This window comes from Krasilnikovia cinnamomea, from assembly GCF_004217545.1.
GTDB classification, from domain to species: Bacteria; Actinomycetota; Actinomycetes; order Mycobacteriales; family Micromonosporaceae; genus Actinoplanes; species Actinoplanes cinnamomeus.
On record NZ_SHKY01000001.1, the window covers coordinates 4,217,501 to 4,234,784 of the forward strand.

At 71.9% G+C, this 17,284-nt stretch carries 16 protein-coding genes; 12 read left to right on the forward strand and 4 right to left on the reverse strand.

Going from position 1 to position 17,284, the window contains the following annotated elements; genetic code table 11:
• Nucleotides 1-8: 8 nt before the first annotated feature.
• Entirely contained in the window at nt 9-1,556 is a 1,548-nt protein-coding gene (gene guaA / locus EV385_RS19165; RefSeq protein WP_130510704.1) for a glutamine-hydrolyzing GMP synthase, read from the forward strand.
• Between the two features lie 4 nt (nt 1,557-1,560).
• Here guaA and EV385_RS19170 read toward each other — a convergent pair whose 3' ends face one another.
• Complete coding sequence (locus tag EV385_RS19170) at nt 1,561-1,842, reverse strand: PspC domain-containing protein (RefSeq protein ID WP_165449530.1); 282 nt, start codon at nt 1,840-1,842, stop codon at nt 1,561-1,563.
• 270 nt (nt 1,843-2,112) lie between these two features.
• Here EV385_RS19170 and EV385_RS19175 point away from each other — a divergent pair, with 270 nt between their 5' ends.
• The 4 genes from EV385_RS19175 to EV385_RS19190 all read left to right on the forward strand — a co-directional run bounded on the left by EV385_RS19175 (nt 2,113) and on the right by EV385_RS19190 (nt 5,835).
• Complete coding sequence (locus tag EV385_RS19175; protein ID WP_130510705.1) at nt 2,113-3,060, forward strand: NUDIX hydrolase; 948 nt, start codon at nt 2,113-2,115, stop codon at nt 3,058-3,060.
• Between the two features lie 4 nt (nt 3,061-3,064).
• Complete coding sequence (locus EV385_RS19180; protein WP_130510706.1) at nt 3,065-3,964, forward strand: NUDIX hydrolase; 900 nt, start codon at nt 3,065-3,067, stop codon at nt 3,962-3,964.
• 304 nt (nt 3,965-4,268) lie between these two features.
• Nucleotides 4,269-5,168, forward strand: coding sequence for a CDP-alcohol phosphatidyltransferase family protein (locus EV385_RS19185; RefSeq protein WP_130513418.1), 900 nt, complete (start codon nt 4,269-4,271; stop codon nt 5,166-5,168).
• Nucleotides 5,169-5,244: 76 nt separating this feature from the next.
• Nucleotides 5,245-5,835 carry a helix-turn-helix domain-containing protein gene (locus EV385_RS19190; RefSeq protein WP_207229870.1) on the forward strand — a complete coding sequence of 197 codons (591 nt, stop codon included), beginning with the start codon at nt 5,245-5,247 and terminating at the stop codon, nt 5,833-5,835.
• Nucleotides 5,836-5,943: 108 nt separating this feature from the next.
• Here EV385_RS19190 and EV385_RS19195 read toward each other — a convergent pair whose 3' ends face one another.
• The 3 genes from EV385_RS19195 to EV385_RS19205 all read right to left on the reverse strand — a co-directional run bounded on the left by EV385_RS19195 (nt 5,944) and on the right by EV385_RS19205 (nt 9,383).
• Nucleotides 5,944-7,188, reverse strand: coding sequence for a phosphatidylserine decarboxylase (locus EV385_RS19195; RefSeq protein WP_130510707.1), 1,245 nt, complete (start codon nt 7,186-7,188; stop codon nt 5,944-5,946).
• A 96-nt stretch (nt 7,189-7,284) separates the two neighbouring features.
• Nucleotides 7,285-7,704 (reverse strand): hypothetical protein, encoded by a 420-nt coding sequence (locus EV385_RS19200; protein WP_242624958.1) that lies wholly within the window; start codon nt 7,702-7,704, stop codon nt 7,285-7,287.
• Nucleotides 7,701-9,383 carry a PspC domain-containing protein gene (locus EV385_RS19205; RefSeq protein WP_130510708.1) on the reverse strand — a complete coding sequence of 561 codons (1,683 nt, stop codon included), beginning with the start codon at nt 9,381-9,383 and terminating at the stop codon, nt 7,701-7,703. Before EV385_RS19205 ends, EV385_RS19200 begins: the two co-directional genes overlap by 4 nt.
• Before the next feature lie 125 nt (nt 9,384-9,508).
• On the opposite strand from EV385_RS19205, the gene EV385_RS19210 reads away from it, so the two are divergent.
• The 7 genes from EV385_RS19210 to EV385_RS19240 all read left to right on the forward strand — a co-directional run bounded on the left by EV385_RS19210 (nt 9,509) and on the right by EV385_RS19240 (nt 17,269).
• Nucleotides 9,509-10,795: an ATP-binding protein gene (locus EV385_RS19210; RefSeq protein ID WP_130513420.1), complete on the forward strand. Its 1,287-nt coding sequence runs from the start codon at nt 9,509-9,511 to the stop codon at nt 10,793-10,795.
• Nucleotides 10,792-11,460, forward strand: coding sequence for a response regulator (locus EV385_RS19215; protein WP_130510709.1), 669 nt, complete (start codon nt 10,792-10,794; stop codon nt 11,458-11,460). Before EV385_RS19210 ends, EV385_RS19215 begins: the two co-directional genes overlap by 4 nt.
• Nucleotides 11,461-11,635: 175 nt before the next feature.
• Nucleotides 11,636-13,270 carry a peptide ABC transporter substrate-binding protein gene (locus tag EV385_RS19220; RefSeq protein WP_130510710.1) on the forward strand — a complete coding sequence of 545 codons (1,635 nt, stop codon included), beginning with the start codon at nt 11,636-11,638 and terminating at the stop codon, nt 13,268-13,270.
• 122 nt (nt 13,271-13,392) lie between these two features.
• The gene (locus EV385_RS19225) at nt 13,393-14,319 is read left to right on the forward strand and encodes an ABC transporter permease (RefSeq protein WP_130510711.1); all 927 of its coding nucleotides are present in this window, start codon (nt 13,393-13,395) and stop codon (nt 14,317-14,319) included.
• On the forward strand, nt 14,312-15,238 hold the full coding sequence (locus tag EV385_RS19230; RefSeq protein ID WP_130510712.1) for an ABC transporter permease: 927 nt from the start codon (nt 14,312-14,314) through the stop codon (nt 15,236-15,238). The genes EV385_RS19225 and EV385_RS19230 overlap by 8 nt, the downstream gene beginning before the upstream one ends.
• Before the next feature lies 1 nt (nt 15,239).
• Nucleotides 15,240-16,268 carry an ABC transporter ATP-binding protein gene (locus tag EV385_RS19235; protein WP_130510713.1) on the forward strand — a complete coding sequence of 343 codons (1,029 nt, stop codon included), beginning with the start codon at nt 15,240-15,242 and terminating at the stop codon, nt 16,266-16,268.
• Nucleotides 16,265-17,269: an ABC transporter ATP-binding protein gene (locus tag EV385_RS19240; protein ID WP_130510714.1), complete on the forward strand. Its 1,005-nt coding sequence runs from the start codon at nt 16,265-16,267 to the stop codon at nt 17,267-17,269. Before EV385_RS19235 ends, EV385_RS19240 begins: the two co-directional genes overlap by 4 nt.
• Nucleotides 17,270-17,284 lie beyond the last annotated feature (15 nt).

Sequence of the window (17,284 nt, forward strand, 5' to 3'; positions counted from 1 at the left end):
CGGCCGTCATGAGCACACCCCGCCCGGTTCTCGTCGTCGACTTCGGTGCCCAGTACGCCCAGCTGATCGCCCGCCGGGTCCGGGAGGCGCGGGTGTATTCGGAGATCGTGCCGCACTCGATGCCGGTCGCCGACATGCTGGCCAAGAACCCGGCCGCGATCATCCTGTCGGGCGGGCCCTCCAGCGTGTACGAGCCGGGCGCCCCGGTGCTGGACCCGGCGCTGTTCGACAACGACGTGCCGGTCTTCGGCATCTGCTACGGCTTCCAGGCGATGGCCCAGGCCCTCGGCGGCACGGTGGCCCAGACCGGAGCCCGCGAGTACGGCCGTACGGTGCTGGCCGCCCAGGGTGGGACCCTGCTGCGTGAGCTGCCCGCGGGTCTGCCGGTGTGGATGAGCCACGGCGACAGCGTCACGGTCGCCCCCGCCGGTTTCGCGGTGACCGCGGCGTCGTCGGGCGCCCCCGTGGCCGCGTTCGAGGATCTGGCCGCGCGCCGGGCCGGGGTGCAGTTCCACCCCGAGGTGGCGCACACGGAGCAGGGCCAGGAGGTGCTGCGCCGCTTCCTGTACGACATCGCGGGCATCGAACCGACCTGGACGCCGACGAACATCATCGAGGAGCAGGTCGCCGCGATCCGCGCCCAGGTGGGCGACAAGCAGGTGATCTGCGGGCTGTCCGGCGGGGTCGACTCGGCGGTCGCCGCGGCGCTGGTGCACAAGGCGGTCGGCGACCAGCTCACCTGCGTCTTCGTCGACCACGGCCTGCTGCGGGCCGGCGAGGCCGAGCAGGTGGAGAAGGACTACGTGGCCGCCACCGGCATCCGGCTCAAGGTGGTCGACGCGGCGGACCGGTTCCTGGGCCACCTGGCCGGGGTCACGGACCCCGAGCAGAAGCGCAAGATCATCGGCCGGGAGTTCATCCGCGTCTTCGAGCAGGCGGCCCGCGAGGTCGACGCCGAGCGCCACGTGGAGTACCTGGTGCAGGGCACCCTCTACCCCGACGTGGTGGAGTCGGGTGGCGGCACCGGCACGGCCAACATCAAGAGTCACCACAACGTGGGCGGTCTCCCGGAGGACCTGAAGTTCGCGCTGGTCGAGCCGCTGCGCACGCTGTTCAAGGACGAGGTGCGGGCGCTCGGCGCGGAGCTGGGCCTGCCCGAGGAGATCGTGCAGCGGCACCCGTTCCCCGGACCGGGCCTGGCCATCCGGATCATCGGCGCGGTGGACCGCGAGCGCCTCGACGTGCTACGCGCCGCCGACCTGATCGCCCGCGAGGAGCTGACCGCATCCGGCCTGGACCGCGACGTCTGGCAGTTCCCGGTCGTGCTGCTGGCGGACGTGCGCAGCGTCGGCGTGCAGGGCGACGGCCGGACCTACGGGCACCCCGTCGTGCTGCGGCCGGTCTCCAGCGAGGACGCCATGACCGCGGACTGGTCGCGGCTGCCGTACGACGTCATCGCCCGGATCTCGACCCGCATCACGAACGAGGTGCCCGAGGTCAACCGGGTGGTGCTGGACGTGACCAGCAAGCCGCCGGGCACGATCGAGTGGGAGTGACCCGTCACGCCACCGGCGTGCTGGGCGGCTGACCCCAGGCGGGGTCGGCCGGGTTGGGCCAGACCGGGGCGGCGGGTCGCGCCTCTTCGGGCATGACCAGCCACATGACCGGGTAGGCCAGTAGCGCCGCGCCCCCGGTCACGATGGCCAGCACGGCGAAGCCGACGCGGACCGCCACGGGGTCGACGCCGAAGTATCGTCCGAGGCCACCGCAGACACCCGCCAGGACGCGGTCGTCGGTCGGTCGGCGCAGCTGCTTGTACGGGGCGACAGTCGGTTCAGTCATGCCATCCAGCGTGGCCGCCGGGGTGCCCCGCGCGCCTCGGTGACCGCCCCGATCCGGGCCCTGACTTCCGTCTCCGGGTCGTGCGAATCGGCGCGCGGCGGCGTTGCTGTAAGACCCCGGAGCGGTGTCATAATGAGGTTGCAGAACGTTACCTGGTGATCGCCGATTGTGGGCGAAGCAGCCCTGATCTGCGGCTACGCAGCGCTATCGCCCTGTCAGGAATCCGACAGACCTTCATTCCAGGTGACATAACCCGGGGAGAATCCCGCCGTGACTCCCGCGCTCGAACCACTCCGCAGGATCGCGGCCTACGCCGTCGCGACCGACCCGGAAGGCAAGGTCCTTCTGGTCCGGGCCTCCTCGCGCTCCGGCACCCCCGGGGTCTGGTCTCTCCCCGGTGGCGCCGTCGACCACGGCGAAGACCCGAACCACACCGTCGTCCGTGAGACGGCGGCCGAGACCGGCCTGTCCGTCGCGGTCACCGGCCTGCGCGACGTCCTCGCGGACATGCGCTCGCTGCCGCACCGCGGCGTCACGATCCACACCGACCGCCTCGTGTACGAGGTGTCCGTCCGCGGCGGCACCCTCTGCGACCGGGCCGGGCGCTCCACCGACCTGGCCCGCTGGCACACCCCCGCCGAGGCCGAACGGCTCAAGCTGCGCCCGTTCACCGCCGCCGCCCTCGGACTCTCCGCCGCCTCCGCCGACCTGCGCCCGGAGGAGGTCCCGGACTTCCCGTCCTTCTACGCCTACCCCGGCCCGGACGGGCTGCACCGCGCGCAGCGCTTCGCGGCGTACGCGATCGCCACCGACCCGGACGACCGGCTCCTGCTGACCCGCATCGCCCCCGGCTACCCCGGCGCCGGCTGCTGGCACCTGCCCGGCGGCGGCACCGACTACGGCGAGCAGCCCGGCCCCGCCCTCATCCGGGAGCTGGCCGAGGAGACCGGCCAGGTCGGGCGCCTCGTCGAGCTGCTCGGCGTCGCCAGCCACCGCGACGCCGCCTCGCTGGGCCCCGAGGGGTACCCGATCGACTGGCACGGCGTCCGGGCGTTCTACCGGGTCGTGGTCGAGGCACCCACCGAGGTGATCGTGCGCGACGTGGGCGGCTCCACCTCCGAGGCGTGCTGGATGCCGCTGGCCCAGGTCACCGAGCTGCCCGTGAACCAGCTCACGGAAGTCACGGCGGAGGCCCTGAAGGCCGCGCGGCTAACGTAGGGGCGTGCGGATCAGGCGGGTGGGGGCGTACGGGCTGGTGCGCGACGGCAACGGCCGGGTGCTGCTGGCCCGCGGTTCCGACGCCAGCGAGTTCCCCGGCCTGTGGTCCCTGCCCGGCGGCGGCGTGGATCAGGGCGAGCACCCCGACGACGCGGTCGTCCGGGAGTTCGCCGAGGAAACCGGCCTCGCGGTCCGGGTGCTGCGCGTGCGCGAGGTCACCGCGGACGTGGTCCGGCTGCCCAGCTCCGGGGCGTACGAGCACACCGACCGGGTGATCTACGACGTCGAGCCGTACGCGGGGGCGCTGCGCGACGAGATCGACGGGACGACCGACGCGGTGGCCTGGGTCACCGGCTCGGACCTCGCCGGGCTGGCGCTGCAGCCGTGGACCGCGCGGCTGCTCGGCCTGCCGGTGCCCGCGGACGGGGCGCCTCTCGTCGCCGCGGACGGGCCGCTCGCCACACCCGCCCGGGTGCAGCGCTTCGGTGCGTACGCGGTCGCGACCGACCCGGCCGGGCGCATCCTGCTGACCCGGATCGCGCCCGGATACCCCGGTGCGGACCGCTGGCACCTGCCCGGCGGAGGCACGGACCACGGGGAGACGCCCGAGCAGGCGCTCGCCCGGGAACTGGTCGAGGAGACCTCACAGCGCGGCCGGATCACCGGCCTGCTGTCGATCTCCCACAAGTACGATCCAGCCGCTCTGGGCCCCGAAGGGGTGCCGGTCGACTGGCACGTCATCAGGGTCCTGTTCAGAGTTTTGATCGATGTGCCGACAGTACCCGTAGTGACAGAGGCGGCGGGTGGCTCCACCGCCGAGGCCGGGTGGTTCAGCCCGGCCGAGGCGCGGAACCTCCCGCTCACCGAGGTCGCACGGTCGGCGGTACGACAGGTCACGGGCTGAACCGGTCCGATAGACTCAAGCCCAGGGACAGGGTGAAACCGGGCCTGCCCGTCCGCCGAGCGAGGAAAACAGGTGGCGGACGCCGTTGTACACAACCGGTCGATCGGTCTCTCGCCAAGACCGGGTGGCTGTGCAATGGTGTAACCCGCCAACGAGCCGAAGAGACGGACCAGGCCCCACTCGCCGCTGCTGAGCAGGCGGGTAGACCGATCCCACGATGGAGGAGCACGTGCCGAGAACCCCTTGGCGCCGGCGTCGCACGACGGATAGTCCCCGTCCCGCCGGGCGCCGTTGGGCAGGCCGGCTGCGCCACGGCGGAACGATCGCCCGGCAGGCCCTGCTGGTCAGGGTCGGGCGCCGCTCCGGCGACACCCGGCGGGCGGCCACGGCCACCCGCGCCGAGGTGCTCTACACCGGCATCGACACCGTCACCTACCCGTACGGGGGGCGCGGAGTGCCCGGCCCGGCCGCGCACCTGCCGGTGCAGGCGCCGGTCGCCGAGGAGCCGAGCACGTCGCTGCTGCCCGGCGAGCACACTTTCGCCCGTCGTGCCCGCTTCGCGCTGGTGAACTCGTGCACGCTGGCCAGCCTGAGCCTCGGCCTGCTGGCGATCTTCCTGGCCATGCACGGCGAGGCCCGGTTCGCGGCGGCCTGCCTGGTCGCCTGCGTGGCCTTCGACGGTCTCGACGGCGCGCTCGCCCGCAAGCTGGGCGTGTCCAGCCCGTTCGGCGCGCAGATGGACTCACTGGCCGACATGTGCTCGTTCGGCCTGGCCGCCCCGGTCGTGGTGTACGCGTCGCTGGCGCACACCGTGCCCACCGCGGCCGCCGCCGTGGCCTGCATGCTGGTCGCCGGCTGCGCCGCGATCCGGCTGGCCCGCTTCAACGTCTCGCCCAAGGACGGCAAGTTCTTCTGCGGCGTGCCCACCACGATGGCCGCCGCCGTGCTGGCGCTGACGGTGCTCATCGGGCTGCCGATCCCCGGCATCGCGCTGCTGGCCGGGGTCGCGCTGCTGGCGTTCGCGATGGTCTCCAGCTTCCCGTACGCGAAGCTGGCCCGGATCGTGAAGCTGCCGCCGTGGCTGTGGCTGCTGCCGATCGTCGGCGCGCTGGTCGACGCCCGGCTGACCTTCGTCTTCCTGGTCACGGCGTACCTGCTCAGCGGCCCGGTGCTGTGGCTGCGCACCCGCCGCGCCGCCGCCTGACAAGTCCGACAGCAAAGGCCGCCCCCTGCGTGGGCGGCCTTTGCTTTTCCAATAATGGATACTACTATCCATTATTGTGAGAACCGCGCCGCCGTTGCTGGCGCCCCTGTTCCGGTCGGACGGCCAGGCACGCCTGCTGGCCGAGCTGTTCCTATCCGGTGCTGACGAGCTCAACCTGCACGAACTCGCGCGGCGGACCGACCTCGCGTACGGCACGGTGCATCGCGAGGTGCGCCGGCTCCTGGATGTCGGACTGCTTTGGGAGCGCCGCATAGGCCAGGCCCGCTACGTGCGGCCAAACCCGGATTCGCCGCTGACCCAGCCGGTCCGTGATCTGCTGCTCGTCTCCGCTGGTCCGGTTCCGCTGCTGGCGGTCGAGCTCGGCGCGATCACCGGTGTGCAGGCGGCGTTTCTGTTCGGATCCTTCGCGGCGCGAATGCGCGGGGAGCCGGGTCCGCCGCCCAACGACATCGACGTGTTGGTCGTGGGCGACCCGGCGAACCCGGCCGCGGTGTACGACGCCTGCCGAAGGGTCGGTGACCAGGTGGGCCGTGAGGTCAACCCGACGATCATGACCCGCGACGAGCTGGCACACCACACCGGCTTTCTGACCCAGGTCCGCGACAGCCCAGTCGTTCCGATCATCGGGGAGTTGCCGTGGCGGTGACGCCGCTGATCAGTGACCAGCAGACCGCAGTGGACGCGTTGGTCGCCTTGCGCCGCCTCGAGCGCGTGCCAGTAAGCGTGCGGGTCTAGCCGGAGGGGCGGCGCCGGGTCAGATCCAGCGGGCGATGACCGAGCTGGCGCCGATCACCTTGTCACCCGCCGCGACCTTCGCCTCCGCGCGGTCCGCGGGCAGGTAGACGTCCGTGCGGGAGCCGAACCGGATCAGACCGAGACGCTCACCGCGGGCGACCAGCGCGCCGACCGGCGTGCGCTGCACGATCCGACGGGCGATCAGGCCAGTACGCTGCGCCACCACCACCGTGCCGTGGTCGGTGTCCAGGACCGTGTACGCCGCCACGTTGTGCTCGGCCGCCGCGGTCATCGCGTTGGCGTACCCGCCTTCCTCGACGAAGTAGTCCGTGACGCGACCGGCCACCGGCACCCGGTTGACGTGCACGTCGAGCACGGACAGGAAGACCGCCACGCGCAGGAACTCGCCGTCGCCGAACCGCTCGTCGCGGAGCCGCTCGACCGACAGCACCCGCCCGTCGCTGGCCGCCACCACCGCGTCGGCGTCGCCGGGCACGTCCCGTTCCGGGTCCCGGAAGAACGCCGCGATCGGGGCCGCTGCCAGCGCCGGGAGCAGCCACAGCTTCGACTTCGGGCGCGCCGAGCGGGCCAGCGCCGCCAGGCCCAGGGCGATCCCCGCGGCGGCGACGCCGTTCGAGTCGATGTGCATCGTCCGGGTCACCGGCACGCTCGACGGCCGGTACGCGGGCGCCAGCGTCGCGGCCACCGAGGTCTCCGCCGGGGTGAAGCGCAGCCGGTGCACCCGGATCGGCGGCTGGTTGCGCAGCACCAGGTCCGACCCGACGCCGAACAGCGCGCTCTGCCGGAACAGCTCGGCGGCGGCGCCCGCGGTACGGCCGGGCACGGCCGGGGTCGCCACGGTGACCACGGCCCCGTTCGTGAGGTACTTGCCCAACCCGTCGAGCAGCCCGCGTACGTCCTCGGCGGTGCCGGTGAGCGGCTCGGCGACGATCACCACGTCGGCCGGGTCCGCCTCGGGCAGCGCGTCGACGATCCGCACCCGGTCGGCGATCCAGCTGCCGAGCCCGGTGATGTGGTCGCGCAGCAGGCTCGGGGTGGTCCGGTCGCTGGGGACCAGGGTCAGGGTGTCGCCGGGCAGCAGCGCCTCCAGTGCGGCGGCGACCACGTCACCGGCGTGGTCCGCGCCGAGCACGAGCGCCGAGCTGGCGGTGCTGCGCCGGGCGAACTCGGCGGTGAGGGCGCGGGCGGCGCGGGGGCCGACACCGGCCACGGGCGCCGTGGCGACGGCGGGAAACGGTGTCATGGTGGGCGAGCTCCTCGCGCGAGGTAGGCGGACTCCGACGAGCATATTGCGCCGCCCGCCGACCGCACCCCCGGGTGCGGCGGCGAGCGGCGCGTGTCACCCCTCGTCGCGCCGGGGCGGTTCCCCCGGGGTCGTGCCGGACTGCATCCGGTCCGCCGGGGCCGTGCCCGACTGCATCCGGTCCGCCGGGCTCGCCCCGGGTTCGAGGTCGATCCGGCCCGCCGGGTTGTCGAGCAGTTCCCGGACGATGTCGGCGTGCATCTGCGGCGGCAGGTCACCCGGCGTCTCCACCGCGGCCTCGGCGGCCACGGGCGCCGCCACCTCGTCGGTGCGCCGGCCCGACCGGATAGCGCCCAGCAGCCCGAACACCCCGAAGGCGATCAGCACCATCGCGGCCATCCAGCCCAGCCCCGGCAGCCGTACCGTGACGACCTGCGAGACCGCCCACCAGGCGGCGATCCCGACGAAGATCAGGCCGAAGCTCAGCGAGACACCGTCCATGCGATGCGGCCTCATCGGGTGACCTCCACGTTGCCCGCGTTCATCCTGATGTTCAGCTTGAGCGTGCCGCCGCCGGCGCCGTCCTTGCCCAGGTCGACGACCTGCTGCTCGGGGAGGTTGTCGCCGTCCCATTCGCGGCCGAACACGAGCGCCCGGCCGGTGTCGAGGTGCACGGACGCGGTGGTGTCGACCTTCTCGGGCAGCAGCACCCGCAGTTGGCCGAGCTTCATCTCGACGGTCGTCTCCTGGGTCTGGCCCGCGAAGTCGACCCCGCGCAGGTCCAGGGTGGCGTCGCCGACCGTGAAGTCGTACCGGTCCGCCAGCGCGGCCAGGTTGGCCGGGCGGTACACGGTGCTGCCGATGTGGCCGCCCACCTGCTGCGCGCCGGAGGAGATCAGCAGGCCGACCGTGGTGATCAGGGCCAGCGCGATCAGGCCGCGGGCGCGGCCGAACCACGTACCGATGAGCAGACCCAGCCCGATCGTGGCCAGCGCCGCCGCGAAGTAGCCCGGTACGGGCACGCTCGCGCCGGAGAGGTCGGCGAGGGCCAGCACCCCCATCACCATGACCACCGCGAAGAAGGTGATCCGGCCGAGCTTGGAACGCTCGCGCGGTGGCTTGGGCGGCTTCGCCGGCCTGGGCTGCGGCGCCGCCTCGTACGGTGGCTGGCCCGCGCCACCCGCCCAGGGGCCGTGCGGCGCGAACGGCGGCCGGTATCCACCCGGCGGCGGCGCCAGCGGCTCGCGGTAGCCGCCCGGCGGGTTGAGCGGGGGCAGGTAACCCGGCGGGGTGGGCGGCATCGGCGCGGGCCGGGTGGGCGGCAGGTAGCCGGGCGGATCGGGCAGCGTCGCGGCCGCGTGCGGCGGCACCGGCCCGGCCGACTGAGGCGGCACTGGCCCGGCGGCATGCGGCGGCACCGGCCCGCCCGCGTGCGGCGGCATTGGCGCGGCGGCGGAGACCTGGTGGCCGGGGGAGGTGGGCGGCGCGTCGCTGCCGGGCGGGCTGGCCATGGGGGCGGCCGGGGTGCCGGGTGCGGTGGCCGAGGCGAACGCCGCGCCCGGGTCGGCCCCGGCCGCCGTGGGCGTGGAGCCGCCCGAGTTGCGCCTGATCAGCAGGGCCGCACCGAGCAGCACGGCGGCGCCGAGCAGGGTGGCCCGGAAGCCGTCCTGGACGATGAACGCGAAGGTCACCGCCGTGGCCGCGCCGAGCAGCACGACGGTCAGCGGTGCCATCCGGGACCGTCCGCGCCCCAGCAGCGACTCGATCGGCGAGCCGGTGTCGCCCTCGGCCGGGATGACGAGCCAGCCGATGAGGTACAGCAGTACGCCGACGCCGCCGAAGAAGCCCAGCACGACCAGCAGCACCCGCCACAGCACCGGGTCGGTGTTGGTGGCCCGGCCGATGGCGGCGCAGACTCCGGCGATGTACCGGCCGGTGGGCGGCCGGACCAGCCGCTCGCGGGAGAACGTGGGGCCGTCGGCGGCGCCGAACCATGGTGGCGGCGCGGCCGGCGGCGGCGAACCCGCCGGTGGCGGGTCTGCGGGGGGCGGGTCTGCCGGTGGTGGGTCTGCCGGTGGCGGGGAGAACGGATCGGCCGGTGGCGGCGCGCTGGGCGCGGCGGAAGGTGCCGGTGCGTCCTGCGACGGACCGGTTCCGGTCGGGGCCGGTCGGGATCCGGCAGCTTCGTCGGTCATAGCTCGATACTGATTGTGGCCCGGCCCCAGGCGCCTCCGGAGCCAACCCTGAGGCCACCCTGAGATACGACGGCCGCAGAGGTGGGGGTGTACCCCGTGGCCGTGGGCGCTCCGTACGTGTGACGATCGGAGTCGAACCGAGGGAGGACCCGATCACCGCCGCTCCGCACCCGCCGCCGCGCCGCCTGTACCGGCCGCGCGACCACCGCATCGTGTCGGGGGTCGCGTCCGGGCTGGCGCGCCACCTCGGCCTGCCCGTGCTCGCGGTGCGCGTCGGCTTCGTGGTCCTGCTCGGCTTCAACGGCCTGGGCCTGATGCTGTACGCCGCGTTCTGGGCGGTGCTGCCGCTGGAACACCCCACCGGTGAGCCGCGCGCCCGCCGGGACTGGGCGGCGCTGCTGCCCTTCGCCGCCATCGGGGCCGGGGTGGTGCTGCTGGAGAGCCTCGTCTTCAAGGACCGCGTTGACGGGACGGCGGGCTGGCTGGTCGCGGTGATCGCGGTGGGCGCCGGGGTGATCTGGCACCAGTCGGATCCGGCCCGGCGCGGGCACTGGGCGGACAACGCCGCCCGCCTGCCGTGGATGTCCGCGGTGGTGGCCGAGAGCGAGCGGCGTTCCTTCCTGTTCCGCTTCATCGGCGGCGGCGTGCTCGTCGCGGTCGGCATCATCGGCGTCGTCGCCGTGTACGCGCCGACCGGCAGCACCTTCAGCTCGGTCATCAACGGCGTGCTGTTCGCCCTGGTCGGCCTGGTCGGGGTGGGTGTGGTGGTGGCGCCGCTGGTGTGGCGTACGTTCGGGCAGCTGCGCTCGGAGCGCGAGGGCCGGATCCGCGAGCAGGAGCGCGCCGAACTGGCCGCGATGATCCACGACCAGGTGTTGCACACCCTGGCCCTGATCCAGCGCAACTCCACGGACATCAAGGAGGTCCAGCGGCTGGCCCGGGGGCAGGAGCGCAGCCTGCGCAGCTGGCTGTACAAGCCCACCGCGTCGCCGACGGAGAAGTTCGGTGCGGCGCTGGAGCAGGCCGCCGCCGAGGTGGAGGACACGTACGCGATCACCGTCGAGACGGTCGTGGTGGGCGACACGGATTGCGACGAGCGAGTCGCCGCGCTCGTGGCCGCGTCCCGAGAGGCGATGGTCAACGCGGCCCGCCACGCGGGGGTGCAGACCGTGTCGCTGTACGCCGAGGTCGAGGCGGACGAGCTGAGCGTGTTCGTGCGCGACCGCGGTGCGGGTTTCGACCTGGACGGGGTCGAGGAGAGCCGGCACGGGGTACGCGGTTCGATCATCGGGCGGATGAAACGGCACGGCGGGCGCGCGGAGATCCGCAGCGCCCCGGGAGACGGTACGGAGGTCCGCCTCACTCTGCCCGCCAAGGAGGGCGTGACCGTGTCGAAGGAGGCAGCGAAATGACGGAATCGGCGCACGAGGCCCTACCGCGGCGGCTGACGGTGTTCCTGGTGGACGACCACGCGATGTTCCGCGCCGGGGTGCGCGCGGAGCTGGGCGCGCACGTCGACGTGGTCGGCGAGGCCAGCACGGTCGGCGAGGCGGTGTCGCGGATCGCGGCGACCCTGCCGGACGTGGTGCTGCTGGACGTGCACATGCCCGAGGGCGGTGGGCGGGCGGTGCTGGACGCGATGCGCAAGTCCCATCCGCAGGTGCGTTTCCTGGCGCTGAGCGTCTCGGACGCGGCCGAGGACGTGATCGGCCTGATCCGGGCCGGTGCTCGCGGGTACGTCACGAAGACGATCTCGCCGGACGAGCTGGCCGCGGCGATCCGCCGGGTGGCCGACGGGGACGCGGTGTTCAGCCCCCGGCTGGCCGGTTTCGTGCTGGACGCGTTCGCGTCGCGGCCGGACGTCCCGATCGCGGACCCGGAGCTGGATCAGCTCACCAACCGGGAGCGCGAGGTGCTGCGCCTGCTGGCCCGGGGGTACGCGTACAAGGAGATCGCCAAGGAGCTGTACATCTCCATCAAGACGGTGGAGACCCACGTCTCGAACGTGCTGCGCAAGCTGCAGATGTCGAACCGCTACGAGCTGTCGCGCTGGGCGGCCGACCGGCGGCTCGTCTGAGCTGCCGTACCGGGGCGAAGATCTGACCCTGCCGCTGCCGACCGAAAGTCGGTAATGTCTCCTGCCACCGCAGTATCGGCTTGGTAACGGTCTGCGCTGGTGACGGCGGCCTGTGCCACACTCACCTGCTGATTCAGCCCCCACGCGCGCGTTTTCGGAGAAGGAGGCACCGCCCATGCCTGCTAGAAGCCTGTGGAAGATGGCGGCCAGTGGCGCCGCCGTCGTCCTGGTGGCCGCCGGCTGCAGCAGTGACGGGACAGAGGACACCGAGACGTTGCCCAACAGCGTCGTCATCGGCATCGCGGAGCCACAGCACCTGATCCCCTCGAACACCACCGAGACGAACGGCTCGCAGGTCCTGACCTCGCTGTTCTATCCGCTGGTGAAGTTCGACGCGAAGAACGAGCCGGTGGAGGTCGCGGCCGACAGCATCACCTCCCCGGACAACAAGGTCTGGACCGTCAAGCTCAAGGACGGCTTCACCTTCAGCAACGGCGAACCGGTCATCGCGGACAACTACATCGACGCGTGGAATTACGGTGCATACGGCCCGAACGGCCAGGGCGCCTCGTACTTCTTCGAGCGCATCGACGGGTACGCCGACCTGCAGTCGAAGGACCCGGACGGCGACGGCCCGGAGAAGGCCCCCGCGCCCAAGTCCAAGACCCTGCGCGGGCTGAAGAAGGTCGACGCCCGCACCTTCACCATCACGCTGTCGGCGCCGTTCGCGGGCTGGAAGTCCGTCATCGGCTACACCGCCTTCTACCCGCTGCCCAAGGCCGCGTTCTCCGCGCCGGGCGTGATCAAGGAAGGCTTCGAGGAAGCGATCATCGGCAACGGCCCGTTCAAGCTCAAGGGCAAGTGGGAGCACGACTCGCAGATCCAGGTCGAGAAGGTCGCGGACTTCAAGGGCGCGGTGCCGAAGGTCGACGCGATCACCTGGAAGATCTACCAGGACACCCAGGCCGAGTACGCGGACCTGGTGACCGGCAACCTCGATGTGCAGACCCAGATCCCGATCGAGAGCCTGGGCAAGGCCTCCAGCGACCTCGGTGACCGCTTCCAGAAGAGCCCGAACTCGGCGTTCGCGTTCGTGGGCTTCCCGACCTTCCAGAAGGAGTTCGCCAAGCCCGAGGTGCGGCGTGCGCTGTCGATGGCGATCAACCGCCAGGAGATGACGGACCAGATCTTCCAGGGTTCGCAGAGCCCGGCCACCTCGTTCGTGTCGCCCGTGGTCGCCGGCTTCCGGCCGGACTCCTGCGGTGCGAACTGCGAGTACAACCCGGTCAAGGCCAAGCAGCAGTACGTCGCGGCCGGTGGCCCGTCGTCGATCGAGATCACGTACAACGCCGACGGCGGGCACAAGGCGTGGGTCGACGCGATGTGCAACCAGATCAAGTCCTCGCTCGGGGTGAACTGCACCGGCAGCGCCGAGCCGAAGTTCGCGGACATGCTCACCAAGGTGGAGAAGAAGCAGCCCGTGGGCCTGATCCGGCTCGGCTGGATCATGGACTACCCGCTGATGGAGAACTACCTGGGCCCGCTGTACAGCACGAACGGCTCGTCGAACTACTACGGCTACAGCAACCCGGCGTTCGACAGTCTCGTCGCGGAGGGTTCGGCGGCCAAGACGAACGCCGAGGCGATCAAGAAGTGGCAGCAGGCCGAGGACATCCTGGTCCAGGACATGCCGGTTCTCCCGCTGCGGTTCGGGCAGAACGTGTTCGGCTTCTCCGAGAAGGTCGACAACGTGACCGTGGACCTGTTCCAGCGGGTCGACATCTACAAGATCGAGGTGGCGACCTTCTGACGCCGCTGGTGGCGCCCCGGGCCGTGTCACCCGGGGCCGCCGCCGACTTGCTCCACCCGTAGGTTCGCCGCGCTCACGAGGCGCGGCGGGCCTCCTGCCCGCCAAAAGAGGCTGAAACCGACATGTTCCGCTACCTCGTGCGGCGCCTGCTGCAGATGGTGCTCACGTTCTTCGGCGCCACGTTCATCGTGTACGCGCTGACGTTCGCCAACGCGGACGACCCGATCCAGGCGCTGGTCGGGGAACGGCCCGTCTCGGAGAACGTCCGGCGCGCCCTGACCGAGCGCTATCACCTCGACGACCCGTTCCTGGTGCAGTACTGGTACTACGTCAAGGGGTTGCTCACCGGCGACCTCGGACGCTCGCTCACCGGCCGCAAGATCAGCGAGATGATGGCCCAGGCGTGGCCGGTGACGATCAAGCTGGCGCTGATCGCGATCGTCATCTCGGCGACCGTCGCACTCATCGCGGGCGTGGTCTCCGGCATCCGGCGCGGCAGCATCTTCGACAACGTCACGCTGGTGCTCACGCTGATCGTGCTGGCCCTGCCGATCGTCGTGCTGGCCCCGCTCGCCCAGTTGGTCTTCGGCATCCAGCTCGGCTGGTTCCCGCCCACGGCCGGGCGCAACCCCAGCGTCTATGCACTGCTGCTGCCCGCGTTCGTGCTGGGCAGCCTCGTGGTGGCCACCCAGTTGCGGGTGACCCGGGCCTCGGTGGCGGAGAACCTGCGCGCCGACTACGTGCGTACCGCACGGGCCAAGGGCCTGGCGCGGCGGCGGGTCATCGGCGTGCACGTGCTGCGCAACTCGCTCATCCCGGTGATCACCCTGATCGGGGTGGACATCGGCGCGCTGATGTCGGGCGCCATCGTCACCGAGGGCGTGTTCAACATCCCCGGCGTCGGTTTCAACCTGCTGCGTGGCATCCGTACGGAGGACGGCCCGCTGGTGGTCGGCTTCGTCAGCGTTCTGGTGATCGTCTTCCTGGTCGTGAACCTGATCGTCGACCTGCTGTACGCGGCCCTGGACCCGAGGATCCGGTATGAGTGATCTCGAAGCAGTCACCACCACCGAGGCGCCCGCCACGGGCGTCCGCCGCCATGCGGCGGACCGCTCCCGCAGCCTGGCCGCGGACGCCTGGCACGATCTGCGCCGCAACAAGATCTTCTGGGTCGCCGCGGTGCTCGTCGTCCTCGTCCTGATCATGGCGGCGTTCCCGTCGCTGTTCACCTCGGCGGACCCGCGCGCGTGCACCCTCAGCCAGCAGTACCAGGGTGCCAGCGCCGGAGCCCCGTTCGGCTACGACTTCCAGGGCTGCAACGTGTACGCCCGCACGGTCTACGGCGCCCGCACCTCGATCATGATCGGCGTACTGGCCACCCTCATCGCGGGCCTGATCGCGCTGATCTTCGGGCTCAGCGCGGGCTATTTCGGCCGCTGGGTCGACGCGGTGCTGTCCCGGTTCATCGACATCGTGCTCGGCATCCCGTTCCTGCTGGCCGCGATCGTGCTGGCCAAGCGGCTGTCCTCCGGTACGCACAGCACCGGCATCCTCGCCGTCACGCTGACCCTGGGCATCCTGGGCTGGACGACGGCCGCCCGGATCATGCGCTCCTCGGTGATCTCGGCCCGAAACCAGGACTACGTCGCCGCCGCCCGGATGCTCGGCGCGGGCCCCGCCCGGCTGATGCTGCGCCACATCCTGCCGAACTCGATCGCGCCGTTCATCGTCGTGCTGACGATCCTGCTGGGCGTCAACATCGCCAGCGAGGCCACGCTGTCGTACCTCGGCATCGGCCTCAAGGGCGACGCGATCAGCTGGGGCATCGCGATCAACGAAGCCGGTCCGAACGTGCGCACCGCGGCCGGGCCGCTGATCTGGCCGTCGCTGTTCCTGGCCCTGACCGTACTGGCCTTCATCATGCTGGGCGACGCCATCCGCGACGCCTTCGACCCGAAGCTGCGGTGAAATGACGGACATCATGGCGGACCTCGACGCCCTCCCCGGTACCGACCCGCGTGCCCCGCTGCTGGAGGTCAACGACCTGCACGTGGAGTTCCGCACCCGCGACGGCGTGGCCCGCGCCGTGAACGGCGCCGGGCTGCGGCTGGCCCCGGGCGAGACCCTGGCGCTGCTCGGCGAGTCGGGCTGCGGCAAGTCCGTGACCGCCCAGGCGATCATGGGGATCCTGGACACCCCGCCCGGGTTCATCACCCGCGGCGAGATCCGCTACCGCGGCGTCGACCTGCTGCGCCTGCCGGAGATCCAGCGCGGCACCGTACGCGCCAACCGGATCGCGATGATCTTCCAGGACGCGCTGTCCGCGCTGAACCCGGTGTACTCGGTCGGGTTCCAGCTGGCCGAGCTGTTCCGGGTGCACCGGGGCATGTCCCGCGCCGACGCCAAGCGACGCGCGGTCGAGCTGCTGGACCGGGTCCGCATCCCGGCCGCCGCCACCCGGATCAACGACTACCCGCACCAGTTCTCCGGCGGTATGCGGCAACGCGTCATGATCGCGATGGCGCTGGCCCTGGACCCGGACGTGCTCATCGCGGACGAGCCCACCACCGCCCTCGACGTCACCGTGCAGGCGCAGATCATGGGCCTGCTGGCCGAGCTGCAGCGCGAACGCAACATGGGGCTGCTGCTCATCACCCACGACATGGGCGTGGTCGCGGACGTCGCGGATCGGATCTCGGTCATGTACGCGGGGAAGGTCGTCGAGGAGGCGCCCGTCTTCGACATCTACGACCGGCCGGGGCACCCGTACACGAAGGCCCTGCTCGAATCGATCCCGCGCCTGGACATGAAGGGGCGCCAGCTCAACGTCATCCAGGGGCTGCCGCCGACGCTGACCGACATCCCGCCCGGCTGCGCGTTCAATCCGCGCTGCGGGTACGCCCGCGACATCTGCCGCTACGAGGCGCCGCCCGCGCACACGATCGCACCGCGGCGCCACGTCCGGTGCCACTTCTGGGGAGAGGTCGTGGCTCGATGAGCGATGTCGTGCTGGAGACCCGCGGCCTGGTGAAGCACTTCCCGATCACCCGGGGCATCGTGTTCCGCTCCGCGATCGGCGCGGTCCGCGCGGTCGACGGGGTCGACCTGCGGCTGCACCGGGGCGAGACCCTCGGGGTGGTCGGCGAGTCCGGCTGCGGCAAGTCCACCCTCGCCAAGCTGCTCGTCGGGCTGGAGAAGCCGACCGCCGGTTCGGTGATGGTGCGCGGGCAGGACATGGTGCGGCTCTCCGGGGCCGCGCTGCGGCGGGCCCGGCGCAACATCCAGATGGTGATGCAGGACCCGTACACCTCGCTGAACCCGCGGATGACCGTCGGCGACATCGTGGGGGAGCCGTTCGAGATCCACCCCGACGTGGCGCCGAAGGGCAGCCGTACCCGCCGGGTGCAGGAGCTGCTCGACACGGTCGGGCTGAACCCGGACCACGTGAACCGTTACCCGCACCAGTTCTCCGGCGGCCAGCGCCAGCGCATCGGCATCGCCCGGGCGCTGGCCCTGCGGCCGGAGATCATCGTCTGCGACGAGCCGGTGTCGGCGCTGGACGTGTCGATCCAGGCCCAGGTCATCAACCTGCTGGAGGGCCTGCAGAACGAGTTCGGGCTCTCGTACATCTTCATCGCGCACGACCTGTCCGTGGTGCGGCACATCAGCGACCGGGTCGCGGTCATGTACCTGGGCAAGATCGTGGAGGAGGGCCGGGACGCGGAGATCTACGAGCGGGCGACCCACCCGTACACGCAGGCTCTGCTGTCGGCCGTGCCCGTGCCGGACCCGAGGCTGCGCGGCCGCCGCGCGCACATCGTGCTGGAGGGCGACGTGCCGTCGCCGGCGAACCCGCCGTCGGGGTGCCGGTTCCGCACCCGCTGCTGGAAGGCGCAGCCGGGGTGCGCCGAGCACGAGCCGCTGCTGCAGATCCGGGAGCGCTCGGCGCATCCGAGCGCCTGCCACTTCGCCGACCCGCGCCCGCTGCTGCCCCGCTGACCCCGCGCCGCCTGC